This window comes from Dorea chungnamensis, from assembly GCF_039832125.1.
Taxonomy (GTDB): Bacteria; Bacillota; Clostridia; order Lachnospirales; family Lachnospiraceae; genus JAFBIX01.
Map to the genome: position 1 here is coordinate 1 of NZ_JBDOHT010000018.1, position 16494 is coordinate 16494.

16 protein-coding genes are annotated in these 16494 nt (G+C 42.8%); 15 read left to right on the forward strand and 1 reads right to left on the reverse strand.

Annotated features, from left to right (window positions below):
• The 6 genes from ABE613_RS13005 to ABE613_RS13030 form a co-directional block, all read left to right on the forward strand.
• The coding region (locus ABE613_RS13005; protein ID WP_347376597.1) for an RNA-guided endonuclease InsQ/TnpB family protein at positions 1–1032 on the forward strand (1032 nt) is incomplete at its 5' end.
• Positions 1033–1414: 382 nt separating this feature from the next.
• The gene (locus ABE613_RS13010) at positions 1415–2335 is read left to right on the forward strand and encodes a LysR family transcriptional regulator (protein WP_347376598.1); all 921 of its coding nucleotides are present in this window, start codon (positions 1415–1417) and stop codon (positions 2333–2335) included.
• Positions 2336–2502: 167 nt separating this feature from the next.
• The gene (locus tag ABE613_RS13015; protein WP_347376599.1) at positions 2503–3807 is read left to right on the forward strand and encodes an O-acetylhomoserine aminocarboxypropyltransferase/cysteine synthase family protein; all 1305 of its coding nucleotides are present in this window, start codon (positions 2503–2505) and stop codon (positions 3805–3807) included.
• A 150-nt stretch (positions 3808–3957) separates the two neighbouring features.
• Positions 3958–5283, forward strand: coding sequence for an MATE family efflux transporter (locus ABE613_RS13020; protein ID WP_510182360.1), 1326 nt, complete (start codon positions 3958–3960; stop codon positions 5281–5283).
• 187 nt (positions 5284–5470) lie between these two features.
• A complete protein-coding gene (locus ABE613_RS13025) occupies positions 5471–5914 on the forward strand; it encodes an Hsp20/alpha crystallin family protein (protein ID WP_235232755.1) in 444 nt (147 codons plus the stop codon).
• 96 nt (positions 5915–6010) lie between these two features.
• Positions 6011–6793, forward strand: coding sequence for an arginase family protein (locus ABE613_RS13030; protein WP_347376600.1), 783 nt, complete (start codon positions 6011–6013; stop codon positions 6791–6793).
• A gap of 75 nt (positions 6794–6868) precedes the next feature.
• Here the strand turns inward: ABE613_RS13030 and ABE613_RS13035 are convergent, their stop codons facing one another.
• A complete protein-coding gene (locus ABE613_RS13035) occupies positions 6869–8263 on the reverse strand; it encodes a Na+/H+ antiporter NhaC family protein (RefSeq protein ID WP_347376601.1) in 1395 nt (464 codons plus the stop codon).
• A 114-nt stretch (positions 8264–8377) separates the two neighbouring features.
• Between ABE613_RS13035 and ABE613_RS13040 the strand changes: the two genes are divergently transcribed.
• The 9 genes from ABE613_RS13040 (at position 8378) to yqeC (ending at position 16493) form a co-directional block, all read left to right on the forward strand.
• The gene (locus ABE613_RS13040) at positions 8378–9040 is read left to right on the forward strand and encodes a Crp/Fnr family transcriptional regulator (protein ID WP_235232752.1); all 663 of its coding nucleotides are present in this window, start codon (positions 8378–8380) and stop codon (positions 9038–9040) included.
• 169 nt (positions 9041–9209) lie between these two features.
• Entirely contained in the window at positions 9210–10235 is a 1026-nt protein-coding gene (locus ABE613_RS13045) for a molybdopterin-binding protein (protein ID WP_235232751.1), read from the forward strand.
• Positions 10236–10245: 10 nt separating this feature from the next.
• Complete coding sequence (locus tag ABE613_RS13050) at positions 10246–11274, forward strand: XdhC family protein (protein ID WP_347376602.1); 1029 nt, start codon at positions 10246–10248, stop codon at positions 11272–11274.
• Positions 11275–11290: 16 nt separating this feature from the next.
• Positions 11291–12256, forward strand: coding sequence for a GTP 3',8-cyclase MoaA (gene moaA, locus ABE613_RS13055; protein ID WP_347376603.1), 966 nt, complete (start codon positions 11291–11293; stop codon positions 12254–12256).
• 79 nt (positions 12257–12335) lie between these two features.
• Positions 12336–13205, forward strand: coding sequence for a molybdate ABC transporter substrate-binding protein (gene modA / locus ABE613_RS13060; RefSeq protein WP_510182361.1), 870 nt, complete (start codon positions 12336–12338; stop codon positions 13203–13205).
• A gap of 5 nt (positions 13206–13210) precedes the next feature.
• Positions 13211–13915 (forward strand): molybdate ABC transporter permease subunit, encoded by a 705-nt coding sequence (modB, locus tag ABE613_RS13065; RefSeq protein ID WP_347376604.1) that lies wholly within the window; start codon positions 13211–13213, stop codon positions 13913–13915.
• A gap of 16 nt (positions 13916–13931) precedes the next feature.
• Positions 13932–15005, forward strand: coding sequence for a sulfate/molybdate ABC transporter ATP-binding protein (locus tag ABE613_RS13070; protein ID WP_347376605.1), 1074 nt, complete (start codon positions 13932–13934; stop codon positions 15003–15005).
• A gap of 87 nt (positions 15006–15092) precedes the next feature.
• Positions 15093–15671 carry a xanthine phosphoribosyltransferase gene (locus ABE613_RS13075; RefSeq protein WP_235232745.1) on the forward strand — a complete coding sequence of 193 codons (579 nt, stop codon included), beginning with the start codon at positions 15093–15095 and terminating at the stop codon, positions 15669–15671.
• A 123-nt stretch (positions 15672–15794) separates the two neighbouring features.
• On the forward strand, positions 15795–16493 hold the full coding sequence (gene yqeC / locus ABE613_RS13080; RefSeq protein ID WP_235232744.1) for a selenium cofactor biosynthesis protein YqeC: 699 nt from the start codon (positions 15795–15797) through the stop codon (positions 16491–16493).
• Position 16494 lies beyond the last annotated feature (1 nt).

The following is a 16494-nucleotide window of genomic DNA, read 5'->3' on the forward strand; positions in this document are numbered from 1 at the left end:
AGTTGTAGATTCATCTATAACCAGATGCTGTCGGATAAGATGGAAGAATATAAGAAGACCGGGAAGATGCTGAAGACGACACCGGCAGCATATAAAAAAGAATTTTCGTGGTTGAAGGAAGTGGATTCTCTTGCCCTGGCGAATGTGCAGCTCCATCTGGAACGGGCATACAGGAATTTTTTTGAACGTCCGGAGATTGGGTTTCCGAAATTCAAGTCAAAGCATCATAGCCGAAATGCATATACTACGAATCTGGTGAATGGGAATATTCGACTTCTTGAGAACGGAATCAAACTCCCAAAAGCCGGTGTCGTAAAGGCGAAGATCCACAGACAGATTCCGGAAGGGTTCGGGATAAAGGCTGTGACAGTGAGAAGACAACCTTCAGGGAAGTACTACGTCAGTATCCTTTTTGAATACTGTGCGGATGAAAACCAAGTCCGGGACAGAGAAGGAAGAGAACTGAAGGTTATCGGTATTGATTATGCGATGCATGGACTGGCAGTATTTTCCGATGGAAGTAAATGCGAATATCCGGATTACTACCGAAGGTCTGAAAAACGGCTGAACAGAGAGCAGCGAAAGCTGTCACGTTGTAAGTGTGGAAGTTCGAATTATCGGAAACAAAAGAAAAAGGTGGCACTTTGCCATGAGAAGGTCAAAAATCAGAGAAGAGACTTTCATCATAAGTTGAGTCGAAAACTGGCGGATGAGTATGATGTGGTTGCCGTCGAGGATCTGAACATGAAGGCAATGAGCAGGAGTCTGAATTTCGGGAAGAGTGTTGCGGATAACGGTTATGGGATGTTGCTGAACATGCTTAGTTATAAGCTGGAAGACCGTGGAGGACAGCTTGTAAAGGTGGACAGGTTCTTTCCATCCAGCAAAAGGTGCAGTAAGTGTGGAAAGGTCAAACAGGTATTACCATTGTCAGAGAGAGTATATCGATGTGAGTGTGGTTATATAAACGACAGGGATGTGAATGCGGCGATCAATATCAGGAAAGAAGCATTGCGTCTGCTCTCTGCATAAAGTATGTCTGTTTCCAGACTGAATTCATGTCCATGTCTGGACGAAATATAGTTGTTATGCCCGTTTTCGGGCTAGAAATCGAACCGCCGGGCAGGCGGGGATAGCTTATTGATACTTGCCCCATTCGGGGGCATTGAGTAAGAAGCCCCCACCTCAAACAACGTTAAGTGGTGGGAGCATGTCACCAGTGTAAAGAGTATTAATCTGAGAAAAGTAATTGGATATCAGATAGATGGTGAAAAGCACAATTTCCTGGATGATTATAATTCGTAAAATTAATTGTCAGGACATCGCATGGCGAAGCAGAAATATATATGTTACAATGAATTTGTGAAATTCTGTACAGGTAATATGATTAAGACTTTATAGAGGAAAAACGAGTATGACTTTAACGCAGTTAAATTATTTTATAACAATTGCAGAGACAAAATCATTAAATAAAGCAGCAGAACAATTATATGTATCCCAGCCTTCACTGACCAATGCCATGAAGGAATTGGAGAAAGAACTGGGAATCACTTTGTTTTTCAGGAGCGGAAGAGGAGTTACGCTGACTAACGATGGAACAGAATTTCTTCTCTATGCAAAGCAGATATATGGGCAATATGAAAGTGTGTTGGAAAAATACGGAAAAGGTGGATCTTATAAGAAAAAATTCGGTGTGTCTACCCAGCATTATTCCTTTGCAGTGAAGGCATTTGTAGATATGGCGAAAGAATTTGATATGTCAGAGTATGAATTTGCAATCCGTGAGACAAAGACGGCGGAAGTAATCAGTGATGTCAGTACCATGAAAAGTGAGATTGGTCTTCTGTATCTTTGTGATTTCAACCGAAAATCAATGGAAAAGCTTCTGAGATCTGCCGGGCTGGAATTCCACCATCTAATCGACTGTCAGGCGTATGTATATCTGTGGAGGGAACATCCCTTGGCAAATCAGGAGTCCATCAGCTTTGAACAGTTGGATGGTTATCCATGTTTATCTTTTGAACAGGGGGACAATAGTTCATTTTATTTTGCAGAAGAAATCTTGTCCACGAATGAATATTCACAGACAATCAAGGCAAATGACCGGGCCACAATGCTGAATCTGATGGTTGGCTTGAATGGATATACACTTTGCTCCGGAATCATATGCGAAGAACTGAATGGAAGTGATTTTGTTGCAGTTCCGTTCCACGATGACGAGCAGAATCCCAACAGTGTCATGGAGATAGGATATATTGTGAGAAAGAATACGATACTGAGTAAAGTTGGAGAACTGTATATAGAGAAATTGAAGTGTTATTTGAATATTGATTAGTTGGAATGGGCGATTTTGTCTTATTGTCAGTTGTGATGTATCTAGTTATAGCTTGAAACTATAACTAGATATTTTTTTTGTATATTGGACATATTAAACCTATCGTGTTAGTATGATTACAGAAAATAAAAAACAAGCAAAAAATAAATAGATCGGAGGACATGAAAATGGCAAATATTAAAGATTCTAAAAACTGGGGTTTTGAAACAAGACAATTACATATCGGACAGGAACAGGCAGATCCGGCTACAGATGCAAGAGCAGTTCCTATCTATGCAACATCATCTTATGTATTCCACAATTCACAGCATGCAGCTGACAGATTTGGACTTCGTGATGCAGGTAATATCTATGGAAGACTTACCAATCCTACCGAGGATGTATTCGAACAGAGAATTGCATCTCTGGAAGGCGGTGTCGCAGCACTTGCAGTAGCATCTGGTGCAGCAGCCATTGATTATACATTTCAGGCACTGGCAAGATCAGGAGAGCACATTGTAGCATCTAAGACTATTTACGGAGGAACTTATAACTTATTAGCACATACATTGCCATTGACCAATGGAGTGACAACAACCTTCGTTGATCCGGAAGTAGAAGGTTCTTTTGAGGCAGCAATTCAGGAAAATACAAAAGCAATCTTTGTAGAGACTCTTGGAAATCCGAATTCGAACCTGATTGATCTGGAAGAATTGGCAAAAATCGCACATAAGCACAACATTCCGTTGGTAGTTGATTCTACTTTTGCAACTCCTTATCTGATTCGCCCGATTGAATATGGTGCAGATATCGTTGTTCATTCTGCAACCAAATTTATCGGAGGACATGGAACAGCCATCGGCGGTGTTATTATTGACAGCGGTAACTTTGACTGGAAAGCATCTGGCAAATATCCATGGATATCTGAAGCAAACCCAAGTTATCATGGTGTGGCATTTACGGATGCGGCTGGTTCTGCAGCTTTTGTGACCTATATCCGTGCAGTCATCCTGCGTGATACTGGTGCAACACTTTCTCCATTCCATGCATTCCTGTTCTTACAGGGATTGGAGACATTGTCATTACGTGTAGAGCGTCATGTAAGCAATGCATTGAAGATTGTAGATTATCTGGCACATCATCCACAGGTGGAAGCAGTTCACCATCCTTCACTGGAGAGTGAACCGAGTCATGAATTATATAAGAAGTATCTGCCAAATGGAGGCGGCTCTATCTTTACATTTGAGATCAAGGGAGATGCCGAGACAGCGCAGAAATTCATTGACAATCTGGCAATCTTCTCATTACTGGCTAACGTAGCAGATGTAAAATCACTTGTGATTCATCCTGCAACAACTACACACAGCCAGTGCACAGAAGAAGAACTTCTGGATCAGGGAATCAAACCGAATACGATTCGTCTGTCTATCGGTATTGAGAAGGTGGAAGATCTGATCGCAGCATTAGATACAGCATTTGAAGCAGTGAAATAATAATATAGATACTATAATGTTTGAGCCCATGTTTTTTGGTTAGGAGAAACATGGGCTCGATTTGTATTGTAAAAATGAAGGAGGCGGTGTACAATTTTGATACTTGGGTTAATATAAGTATTTAGAGATAGAAAAGGTTTTGGGGCAATCATGAACGGTATGGATAGAATCGAAAAAATTTCGACAGAGAGAAAGTTTGCAAAGTATGTATCGCAGAATATATTGGGGATGATAGGAATCTCTGCATATGTTATCGCGGATACTTTCTTTATTTCACGGGCAGAAGGCGCAGGGGGAATTACAGCGTTGAATCTGGTGCTTCCGTTGTATAGCCTGATTTTTGGAATTGGCGCAATGATAGGAGTTGGCTCGGCGACCAGATTTAACATCTTGCGGGCCAGAAATGATGAGAGAGCGGAGCTGTATTTTTCCAATGCTGTGATGTTCGCGGTTATTTTAGGGACATTATTCATGTTGGTAGGTGCTTTGGTACCGGGACAGTTGATCGCTGTGCTGGGTGGAGATGCGCAGATTGTAAAGATTGGTACACCGTATACCAGAATCTTTCTTATGTTTGCCCCCTTTTTTATGGGAAATCATATCTGCAATGCATTCGTAAGAAATGACGGGAATCCTTCTAGGGCAATGCAGGCGACACTTTTCAGTAGTTTATTTAATATTGTAATGGATTATGTGCTTATGTTTCCACTTGAAATGGGAATGGCCGGAGCGGCACTGGCAACGGCATTTTCTCCGGTGGTTGGAATTCTGATATGTTGTACCCACTTTTTCTCAAAAAAAAGTACGGTGAGATTCATCTGGCAGAGGCCATCTGTTAGAAGAATTGTAGAAGCGTGTCAGTTAGGAATGGCAGCATTTATCGGAGAGTTGTCTTCCGGTGTGACGACAGCCGTGTTCAACTATCTGATTCTGGGACTGGCAGGCAATGATGGTGTGGCAGCTTATGGTATCGTGGCTAATACGGCAATCGTAGCGACCTCTATTTTTAATGGAGTGTCCCAGGGTGCACAGCCACTTCTGAGTGAATCTTATGGAAAAGGAGACAGAACTTCTGTGAAGAAGATCTTAAAGTTGTCGATAGGGACTGCGATTATTCTGGCCCTTTTGGTTATATTTGTCGCGATTTGCTTCACACAGCCAATTGTGAATATATTTAACAGTGAACACAATGTGAAGATGGCAGCTTATGCATTGGAAGGAGTGCGGTTGTATTTTGTGGGATTTCTGTTTGCCGGTTTCAATATTGTAGGAACAGGATATCTAAGCGCTACAGAATCTGCAAAATGGGCATTTGTTACATCTATTGTACGAGGCGTGGTGGCAATTATTGTATGTGCATATGTCCTGTCATGGTTGTTTGGAATGACAGGAATCTGGCTGGCGTTTCCGGCGGCAGAATTGATTACTACATTATTGATGCTGGTGGCAATTGGTGGGAATCATTCATTGAATTAATCACAGAATGTTCACAAAAATATTAGAGAGTTCTATTGACGAAAGATAATATAGGTGTTATAGTACATATAGAACAAATAAAAAGGATAAAAATTGAATCCGATTCATATGTTCTGAAAGCGACACCTCGGATTTCTCCGATAGTGCTGAAACAATTTTTATATCTATTTGAAAGGAGATATGACTTATGATGATGCCTAGTATTTTTGGAGAAAACTTGTTTGATGATTTTATGGATGATTTTGCATTTCCGAATGTTGATAAGGTACTGTATGGAAAGCATGCAAGCAATCTGATGAAGACAGATGTGAAGGAGACAGATTCTGGTTACGAAGTGGATATCGACCTGCCGGGATTTAAGAAAGATGAGATTCAAATGCAGCTGGAGAATGGCTATTTGACTGTCAGCGCTGCTAAGGGACTCAATAAGGATGAAAAGAACGAGGATGGAAGATACGTAAGACGTGAGCGTTATGCCGGAAGTGTCAGTCGAAGCTTTTATGTGGGCGAGAATGTGACAGAGAAGGATATCCATCCGAAGTATGAAAATGGTATTTTGTCATTCAAAATGCCGAAAGATGACAAAAAGGCGGTAGAAGAGAAGAAGCACTATATCGCTATCGAAGGATAAAGTATTCTTGAGTATACGGGACTGCATACCTGCTATTGCGGATATGCGGCCCTTTTTCAGTTTATTACTGTGTGTCAGATTCCTGAAGAAAGAGGTGTGAAAGAGTTGGACAAGGCGCAGAATTTGATTCTTGATTTTACACATGTTTATCCAGAATATATTGAGAGTAAAGTTCAGGATATCCGAAGAGTTGATCTGAGTGACATCAGAGGTACGAATATGTATTGCACGGCGGAAGCGAAGCGAGAGATCCGAAAGCGGCTGACTTCATATGGGCCGGGAGGGATCCATTTTCTGGATAATGGGAACTATCATTATGTTACAAAGTTATTCGCGGAGAAGATTCGGGTTCCATTTTCCCTGGTATTGTTCGATTATCATAATGATATGCAGCAGCCTATGATACATGAGTTGACGAGTTGTGGAAGTTGGGCAGGTGAGATGCTTTCAGATAATCCATATTTAAAGCAATTAATTTTAATAGGACCCAATAAGGAAAGTATAAGGGAAATACCGGAAAAATTTAAGGAAAAATTAGTCTGTGTCAGCATGCAGGAGATAGAAGCCAAGACAATTGAAAAAGACTTGAATCAGATACAAAAGGAACTTCCTGCATATATTTCCATTGACAAAGATGTGTTGGACCGGTATGGCGCAAGAACCAACTGGAACCAAGGCAGTATGTCCGTAGATACCTTACAGAAGCTGCTTTCGGAAGTTTTTCGTCATCAGAAAGTAATCGGAGTTGATATCTGTGGAGAATGTAGTCTGGAAGAGCCTTTTTCGCAGCTTATAGAAGATGAAAAAGTGAATGGAACGACCAATGCAATCTTGTATCATTTTCTTTCAAAATATTTTTCTGATAAATATAAGTATTGAAAACAATGTGAATATTAGCTAAAAATGCAAATAAAATAAATAGATTTTTTCTTTCACCGGGGAGGACAATTCCTATCATACTTCAGCCGCCTCTTTTGCATGCTTTTTCTTAGATTTCCCAGTAAATAATATAGAAAGAATCGCAATGATTGCCACGATATACTGGTACCAGCAGAAGGAGATTACCTGGAATGGGCTGTTCAGATTCTCAAGCATTGCGCAGGCAAACAGAATCTGTGCACTGTATGGCAGGATTCCCTGGAAGACACAGGCAAATAAGTCGAGTAAGGATGCGGTACGTTTTGGATCTACATCATATTCTTCACTTAATTCTTTTGCTACATTGCCGGTCACCAGGATGGATACGGTATTATTGGCTGTTGCAATATCTGCCACAGAGACCATGGCGGCAATCCCTGCTTCTGCGGTGTGCCTGTTCTTGATGACTTTTCGGACCATCTGCAATACCCATTCGATGCCGCCTTCTTCCTCTACCATGGCAGCGAGACCGCCCATCATCATGGAGAGCAGAAAGATCTCGAACATGCCTGTGAATCCGGTATAGATATGATTCGCGAACTCCAGGAGCGTAAAGCTTCCCATCGCAATGCCGATTACTCCTGAGAATACGATTCCTCCGGTCAACACAAGGAACACGTTCAGCCCCAATAACGATGTCCCGAGAACGAATACATACGGTAATACTTTTATAAAACTAAAAGAATACTCGGCAGCTTCCGGCACAACATCTGGTCTTCCGAAGATAAGCAGAAGTACAACAGTGATGATCGCAGCCGGAAGAGCGATCGCAAAGTTGGAACGAAACTTATCCTTCATCTCTACGCCTTGTGTGCGGGTCGCTGCAATTGTCGTATCTGAGATCATAGATAAATTATCTCCGAACATGGCGCCGCAGATAGTCGCTGCAACGACCAGATATACATTCAGGCCGCCGGCTTCGGCAAGCCCTATGGCGATTGGAGTGACCGCAACAACCGTCCCCACAGATGTTCCGGTAGAGATTCCGATGAACCCTGAGATAACAAATACACCTGCAGCAACGAATTGCGGCGGCAGAACAGACATGCCAAGATTTACCACAGCGTCAACACCGCCCATCTCACTGGATACAGTAGTAAATGCACCTGCAAATAAGAAGATAAAGCACATCGTCATAACATCGGTGTGACCGCAGCCTTTTAAGAATGTCTCCAGTTTCTCATTGATCGTTCCTTTGAATAAGATAAATGCAGTTATAACGCCGATAACCGCTGCAACCGGAGTGGGAAGCTGATAGAATGCCATTTCCACTCCCTTTGCATTCAGAACGATACCAGTGATCAGATATACCCCAACAAAAACCCCAAATGGAAGGAATGCCTTCCCACTAATTTTCTTCTTCATATTACCTCTCTTTGTACATACATTTTCTTTCTTTTTATATTTCATAGCTCTGTGTTTCTGTACCATAACATGGACATCTTATAAAGTCAACAGCTCTTGTTAACGATTTGATGCGATAAACTGGATTGGGAGCGCTTTTTGTTGTAGAATAAAAATCAAGAATGTGAGGAGAGATTGTCTATGGAAATGAGGAATGAATTATATCATTGTCTATTATTCTGTGAGATGAATCAGGAAAAGGTAAAAAATATCCTCTCTCGTTTGAATGGAAAGACGAAAAATTACCAGAAAAATGAAATTGTTGTTGAAGAAAAGAACAGAGTGGATGAAGTGGGAATCCTTCTTTCCGGTGAGATCTGTAAAGTGCAGTATTATTCTGATGGGACAGAGCAGATGGTACAGAAGCTCAAGAGATCCTATATGGTTGGTCTGGAGATTGCAGTGAGCTTGAAAAAGACAAGTCCATACACCATGTATGCGTCACTGCCATCGACTGTATATTGGTTTCCGGTTAGATACATTGAGGAACCGGGAATGCTCGAAGAGGCAGATCGTATATTTCTGTATCAACGTATCGTGTACTTTCTTGCCAACGAAGATATCCGAAAATATCGTAAGATCGAGATATTATCATCGAAAAGCGTAAGGGAAAAGATCGAAAAATACCTGAAGATACAGAAGATCCGATATAAAAGTAATGAATTTGACATAGACTTTAATCGGGAACAGCTGGCGAATTATCTGGGACTGAATCGAAGCGTGCTGTCCCATGAATTAAAGAAGATGGAAAAAGAGGGATTATTGATTGTAAGGAAAAATCACTTTATTCTGTTGCAGATATAGATATGGAAAATCTAAGAATAAAAGTTGTCTGGACAACGTAAATGCGACTGCATTTTTGCTATACTTATGTTGGTCAGAGCAGCAAAGATTGAATGAATGTAGAATTCACAAGAACCATCGGTGCAGGCCGATGGTTTTTGTTATAAAAATCATAAAGAAGGGAATCAAGATGAAACTGGTAAAAACAGAAGACGCAGTAGGACAGGTATTATGCCATGATATTACGCAGATTATAAAAGGTGTGACCAAGGATGCGGTATTTCGCAAAGGTCATGTAGTGACAGAAGAGGATATTCCGGTGCTTCTGTCCGTAGGAAAAGAACATCTTTATGTCTGGGAAAAAGAAGAAGGTATGCTACATGAGAATGAAGCGGCGGAGATATTAAGGAGGATCTGTCAGGGCAATGGAATGCATCCATCCGAAGTAAAAGAAGGAAAGATTGAGCTGATTGCAGATATGGATGGTGTACTGAAGATAGATATAGACAAGCTGAATCGTGTCAATGCACTGGGAGAGATGATGATCGCCAGCTGCCATGGGAACTTTCCGGTAAAAGCAGGAGATAAGATCGCAGGAACCAGGGTGATTCCGCTGGTCATTCATGAGGACAAGATGAAGAAGGCAGAAGAGGTGGCTGGAGAGGAGCCAATCTTCCAGATTCGCCCTTATACGAAGAAAAAGGTTGGAATCATTGCAACAGGAAGCGAAGTCTATCGAGGACGGATTCAGGATACATTTACTCCGGTAGTCCAGGAGAAGCTTGCTGAGTATGGGATTACAGAGACAGATCATGTGATCTGTGATGATGATCATAGAATGATTACGGAAGCGATCAAGGTTATGCTCGAGAAGGGATGTAATATGGTCATATGTACTGGCGGCATGAGCGTAGATCCGGATGACCGGACACCGCTTGCAATCAAGAATACAGGAGCAGACATTGTGACGTATGGTGCGCCGGTGCTTCCGGGAGCTATGTTTCTCTTGGCATATTATCAGGGAGATATTCCGGTCATGGGACTCCCAGGATGCGTGATGTATTCAAGGAGGACGATATTTGATCTGGTGCTTCCGAGGATTATGACCGATGAAAAACTAACGGCAGACGATCTGAACTGTCTGGGACAAGGAGGCTTGTGTCTGTCATGTCCGGTCTGCACATTTCCGAATTGCGGTTTCGGAAAAGGAATGTAGGTGAATCTGTATGAAGACATTGTTTGAAGCGATAGAGCAGACGGATTCTGATTTACGCAGGATGGTCCTGACAGTAATCGATGAAGAGTTCCTTGCGGAAAAAGCAATAACTGTTGAAGGCAGGATTGTCTGGGAGAGCAGGCCAGGTGGATTCTTTGTAGAATATCAAAAAGAGATTCAGGAACTTAGAGATTGTGGAGTCATTGAACTGGGAGGTCATCGGGTGTTCTGTGATCTGTTGGGAGAGGATAAAAGAATCGTGATCTGTGGTGGGGGACATGTGTCTATTCCGGTAATTATGTTAGGAGTCATGATGGGATGTGAAGTGACAGTGCTGGAAGATCGTCCATCTTATGCAGACGATGCCAGACGCGCAGGAGCTACGACTGTCATCTGTGAGCCGTTTGAAGAAGGGCTTGAGAAGGTCTCTGGCAGTGCCGATACTTTCTTTGTGATCGTGACCAGAGGACATCGATATGATCAGATCTGCCTGGAAAAGATTGCGCAAAAAGAGCATGCTTATATAGGAATGATTGGAAGCCGGAAAAGAACGGCTATGGTGAAAGAAAATCTGAAGAAAAAAGGAATCGATTCAGCTGTGCTGGATGCCGTTTATACGCCAATCGGGCTGAACATCAATGCAGAAACGCCGGTGGAAATTGCGGTTGCAATTATGGCAGAGATCATACAAGTAAAGAATCGACAGAAGAGATCCGGAGGATACACGAAAGAAATGATAAAAGCAATCCTGGAACAGGAATCGGATCATAGCCCCAAAGTACTTGCAACTATTGTTGCGAGAAAGGGTTCTGCACCGCGGGGGGTCGGGACGAAGATGCTGATTCTGCGGAATGGAAAATGTATCGGAACGATTGGCGGCGGATGTATGGAAGCAAATGTCATACAGAAAGCACGGCTCATGGTTGAGGCAGGCATGCCAAAGGCACGTATCTGTCAGGTGGATATGACAGGCAATGATGCCGAAGAAGAAGGCATGGTCTGCGGAGGCGTGATCAGCCTGTTGTTGGAATTGATATAGGACAGGAGGTGCAGGAATGCTGGATGGACAGGGAAGAACCATCGATTATATGCGGATATCGATTACCGACAGATGCAATCTGAGGTGTCGGTATTGTATGCCGAACGGGATATCCTGGGTTCCGATGGAGCAGATTCTTACCTATGAAGAGATAAAAGCACTGGCAATTGAAGCGGCAGAACTTGGAATCCGCAAGATTAAAGTGACTGGCGGAGAACCGCTTGTCCGAAAGGGATGTCCGTCCCTTGTGGGGATGCTTAAGAGTGTTCCTGGGGTCGAACAAGTTACACTTACGACCAATGGCGTGTATCTGGAAGAATATGTCGAAGAATTGAAAGATCATGGGTTAGATGGTGTGAATGTCAGCCTAGATACACTCAATCCGCGGCATTTTTATGATATTACCGGGAGAGATGATCTGAAGAAAGTGTTGAATGGAATCGAGGCCGCATTAAGAGAGCAGATTCCATTAAAAGTAAATGTCGTTCTGCAAAAGGGACAGAATGAAGATGAATGGATGAATCTTGCTTCTCTTGCAAAAGAACGTAAGCTGGATGTCCGGTTTATTGAGATGATGCCGATTGGATATGGAAGAAACTATGAATTGATACCGAATGAAGAGATTCTTCGCAAACTGGAAGTCTGTTACGGTCCGCTGAAGAAGGATATGCAAGTTCACGGGAATGGTCCGGCAGTCTATTATCAGGTGCCGGGATATGAAGGAAGCATAGGATTTATCAGCGCAATGCATGGGAAGTTCTGCCAGTATTGCAACCGAATCCGTGTGACTTCCACTGGGGAGATTAAATCTTGTCTTTGCTATGAGGACCGGATATCCGTAAGAGATGCATTGCGGGCAAATGATACAGAAGAGGTCCGGCGCCGGCTGGCACTTGCTATCCAGAATAAACCGGCAGCACATAAGTTTGAAATACAGGAGCTGATTACGGAACAAAAAGAAATGTCATCTATAGGTGGTTAGATATAGGTGTAAGAATCTGTATCAGAAAATCATGTGTTCAAAATAAACAATGAAAAACACGCGATCAGGAGGAAAGTAAATGAAAAAGAGAACATTTATGAAGAGACTCGCAGCAGTCGCAGTAGTCGTTGCTATGGCAGCAGGACTGATAGCTTGTGGAGCAAAAGAGGAAGAAACAGGCAGTGAAACGGCGGAAGAGACAGAGATTCAGGTATTCATTGCAGCCAGCCTGAATACCGTTATGACAGAACTTGCCGAGATGTACAACGAAGAACATCCGGAAGTAAAGATTACTTATAATGCGGACAGTTCTGGTACATTGTTGACTCAGATTGAAGAAGGTTATGAATGTGATATCTTCTTTTCAGCAGCACAGAAACAGATGGATCAGTTGGAAGAAGACGGGCTGGTCGTAGATGGAACAAGAGCGAATGTTGTGAATAACCAGGTGGTAGTTGTTACATTGAAAGACAGTGGAACCAAGGTAACAGGACTTGAGAATATCGGAGATGCAGAGAACATCGCACTGGCAGGCGGAAGCGTTCCGGTAGGAAAATATACCAGACAGGCACTGGTCAATCTTGGAATCCTGGAATCTGTAGATGATGTATCTACGATTACAACAGAACAGGTATCTGAAGCACTTGGCGGTGTAGAGATCAGTGAACAGGATAATGTAAGCAAAGTGCTTGCAGCAGTTGTAGAAGGGTCCTGTGAAGTAGGAACAACCTATTATTCTGACACATATGGTTATGAAGATGACTTGGATATTCTGGAAACAGTAAGTTATGATCTGACTGGAAATGTAATCTATCCGATCGCTCAGGTATTCAATGAAGAAGCAGATGATGCGCAGACCAAAGCAGCAGAAGATTTCTTAAAGTTTATCTTATCTGACGAAGCAAAAGCTGTATTTGATGCATATTATTTTGATACAAATGTAGAGTAAAACTTATGGAAACAGTAACAGAGATACTGAAGAATCTGGACTGGAGTCCCCTGATCATATCGCTGAAAACAGGTGTGGTGGCTACGATTATTTCATTTTTCCTTGGAATCTTTGCTGCAAGGAAAGTGATAAAGACGACGCCGGGAAAGAAAGCAGTGATTGATGGGATTCTGACTCTTCCTATGGTTCTTCCACCGACGGTTGCGGGATTTTTCCTGTTGTTGCTTTTCAGTAAGCGGCGGCCTCTTGGAATCTTCCTGTATGAACAATTCGATATTAAAGTGGTACAGACTTGGCTTGGGTGTATTATAGCAGCGACCGTTATTGCATTTCCTCTGATGTATCGAAATGCGAGAGCTGCATTTGAACAGATTGACGTGAATCTGGTCTATGCCGGAAGAACTCTTGGTATGTCCGAGACGCAGATATTCTGGAAGGTGGTCGTCCCGACGTCGGGTCCGGGGATTGCATCTGGCACGATCCTGACATTTGCACGTGCACTGGGAGAATATGGAGCGACATCCATGCTCGCAGGAAATATTCCAGGGAAGACCGGAACAATCTCTCAGAAAATTGCCATGGTCATTCAGGATGGAGATTACCTGACTGCAGGAATCTGGGTTGCAATAGTGATCTTGATCGCGCTTGTGATCATTGTGCTTATGAACCTGATATCAGGGAAGAAGATGAAGAATATCAAGAGATGGTAGAAGGAGATCGCATAAAATGGGAATAACCGTTGATGTAAAAAAGAAATTAGGAGAGTTCTGCCTGGATATCCGGTTCCAGAGTGAGGCTTCCCGTATTGGTATTCTTGGAGCATCCGGGTGTGGGAAAAGCATGACATTGAAAAGCATTGCAGGGATTGAAACTCCAGATGAAGGCGAGATCGTCATCAATGATCATGTCGTGTTTGACTCAAGACAAAAAGTAAATATCAAGCCCCAGAAGCGCAATATCGGATATCTGTTTCAGAATTATGCGTTATTTCCCACTATGACGGTGAACAGAAATATTGCGGCCGGATTAAAAGGAACCAGGCAGGAGAAGCAGGAACGGGTACAGGAGATGATCCGAAGATTCCAGTTAGAAGGCCTGGAAGAACGGCTTCCGGGAGAATTGTCCGGTGGACAGCAACAGAGGGTTGCACTTGCTAGAATTATGGCATATGAGCCGGATGTGATTCTTCTGGATGAACCCTTTTCTGCATTGGATATGTTTTTAAAAGACCGTCTGCAGCAGGAACTGATGGAGATGCTGGAAGGATATCATGGAATTGTAGTTATGGTGTCCCACAATCGGGACGAGATTTATCGGTTCAGTGAAGATCTGTTGATCCTGGATCAGGGAAGAGTTGTCACGAGTGGAAAGACCAGAGACATCTTCGATCATCCGAGACGAAAAGCAGCTGCCCGGTTGACCGGATGTAAGAATTTTTCCAGAGCGAAGCGGTTGGATGAACATACAGTAAAGGCATTAGACTGGGGCGTAGAGCTGAAAACAAGGAACAGGATACCTGAGGATACAACGTGGATCGGCTTTCGGGCCCATGAGTTTCTTCCAATCTGGGGAGAACGAATAGAAAACTGTATCAGAGTTCAAGTGGCTGGAACCGCGGATCTCCCATTTGAAAAGAACTTTTATCTGAAGCCAGAGACAGAACAGCTGCAAGATGTGCGTGCAGAGAATATCTGCTGGTTTCTTCAAAAAGACAAATGGGATGTGCTGAGTGAAAAAGGAATGCCGGATTACCTTCAATTTCCAGAGGAATACCTGCTCTTTCTGACTGATGATTGCTAGAGGAAATTCCTTTCTTTATTATTTACAACAAAACTGGAAGCTGTTATAATTTTGTTTAAATAAACATAGAAGGAAGAACAAACAGACATGGAACTTTTAAAAGAACGTATTCGAAAAGATGGGGTTATTAAGCCGGGAAATGTACTGAAGGTAGATAATTTTCTGAATCATCAGATGGACATCCAGCTTTTCAATGAGATAGGGAAGGAATTTAAGCGTCGTTTTGCAGACGTAAAAGTGGACAGAATCTTAACAATTGAGGCATCAGGTATTGGAATCGCTGCAATTGTGGCGCAGTATTTTGACTGCCCGGTCGTTTTTGCGAAGAAGACACAGTCCATTAATCTTGATGGTACAATGTTATCCGCGCAGATTGAATCTTTTACACATAAGCGGACATACGATGTAATTGTAGCAAGTCGTTTCATTCAACCGGGAGAAAATATTCTGGTCATTGATGATTTTATGGCAAATGGATGCGCTGCGATGGGGCTGGTGAAGATCATTCAGGAAGCGCAGGCGAATGTTGTGGGAATCGGAATCGTGATTGAAAAAGGATTCCAGCAAGGTGGTGCGAAGTTAAGAGAGCAGGGATTACGAGTAGAGTCTCTGGCAATTGTTGACGATATGGATGCGGATGCGCAGACCATTACATTTCGGGAATAAGAAAGAATGATATATTACAGGTGGGATGAATGCCCACCTGTCTTTGTATTTCTATCTATCTGAAAGAAACTGCAAGTGACAGGTCCTATAAGGTGTAAATATAGATATCAGAGGACGGTAGAGATGTTAGAGAGATTTCCATTTTTAAAAGAAAAGGGGCATGTGATATCGCTTGTCGGGGCAGGTGGAAAGACAACGCTTATGTATGCGCTTGCCAGGCAATTTACGAAAATTGGAGCCAGGACGCTTGTTACGACAACGACACACATATATAAGCCGAAGGAGAAATTGTGGGCATGTAGTTCTGAAGAAATACAGAACTTATGGAGACAAGGCTCTTATGCGGTTGTAGGAGAGGCCGCAGAAGAAGGAAAACTGGCAGGCCTTCCTGCCCAGGAGCTGTCAGCGTATGCTAAACTGGCGGATATTATCTTGATTGAGGCGGACGGAGCAAAGAGGATGCCTTGCAAAGTGCCGGCTGACCATGAGCCGGTATTGTTAGAGGATTCGGATATTGTTGTTGGTGTAATGGGAATGGCTGCATATGGAAAGACTATAGAAGAAGCTTGTTTTCGTAAGGAAGAAGCAGCTCGCCTGTTGGGGATAAGGAAGACGGATCTGCTGACGGCAGAGCGAATGGCGGCCATTCTGGAATCAGATAAAGGAACCCGGAAGAATGTAGGATGCCGGGATTATTATGTCGTCCTGAATCAGTGTGACAACGAAGTCAGAAGGCAGGCGGCTGAAAAGATTCGAAAGCTATTAGAGAAACAAGGAATTCATTCTTGTGTTCTGATGAGCTTTGGAGAAGAGAGGAATTGAC

What these genes read in the sequence shown, in the direction of transcription:
- ABE613_RS13045 (WP_235232751.1), top strand. Translation starts at nt 9,210, where the DNA reads ATGAAACTGGTAAAAACAGAAGACGCAGTAGGACAGGTATTATGCCAT.
- ABE613_RS13035 (WP_347376601.1), bottom strand. Translation starts at nt 8,263, where the DNA reads ATGGTACAGAAACACAGAGCTATGAAATATAAAAAGAAAGAAAATGTA.
- ABE613_RS13025 (WP_235232755.1), top strand. Translation starts at nt 5,471, where the DNA reads ATGATGATGCCTAGTATTTTTGGAGAAAACTTGTTTGATGATTTTATG.
- ABE613_RS13040 (WP_235232752.1), top strand. Translation starts at nt 8,378, where the DNA reads ATGGAAATGAGGAATGAATTATATCATTGTCTATTATTCTGTGAGATG.
- ABE613_RS13050 (WP_347376602.1), top strand. Translation starts at nt 10,246, where the DNA reads ATGAAGACATTGTTTGAAGCGATAGAGCAGACGGATTCTGATTTACGC.
- modA (WP_510182361.1), top strand. Translation starts at nt 12,336, where the DNA reads ATGAAAAAGAGAACATTTATGAAGAGACTCGCAGCAGTCGCAGTAGTC.
- ABE613_RS13075 (WP_235232745.1), top strand. Translation starts at nt 15,093, where the DNA reads ATGGAACTTTTAAAAGAACGTATTCGAAAAGATGGGGTTATTAAGCCG.
- ABE613_RS13020 (WP_510182360.1), top strand. Translation starts at nt 3,958, where the DNA reads ATGAACGGTATGGATAGAATCGAAAAAATTTCGACAGAGAGAAAGTTT.
- ABE613_RS13070 (WP_347376605.1), top strand. Translation starts at nt 13,932, where the DNA reads ATGGGAATAACCGTTGATGTAAAAAAGAAATTAGGAGAGTTCTGCCTG.
- modB (WP_347376604.1), top strand. Translation starts at nt 13,211, where the DNA reads ATGGAAACAGTAACAGAGATACTGAAGAATCTGGACTGGAGTCCCCTG.
- yqeC (WP_235232744.1), top strand. Translation starts at nt 15,795, where the DNA reads ATGTTAGAGAGATTTCCATTTTTAAAAGAAAAGGGGCATGTGATATCG.
- moaA (WP_347376603.1), top strand. Translation starts at nt 11,291, where the DNA reads ATGCTGGATGGACAGGGAAGAACCATCGATTATATGCGGATATCGATT.
- ABE613_RS13010 (WP_347376598.1), top strand. Translation starts at nt 1,415, where the DNA reads ATGACTTTAACGCAGTTAAATTATTTTATAACAATTGCAGAGACAAAA.
- ABE613_RS13015 (WP_347376599.1), top strand. Translation starts at nt 2,503, where the DNA reads ATGGCAAATATTAAAGATTCTAAAAACTGGGGTTTTGAAACAAGACAA.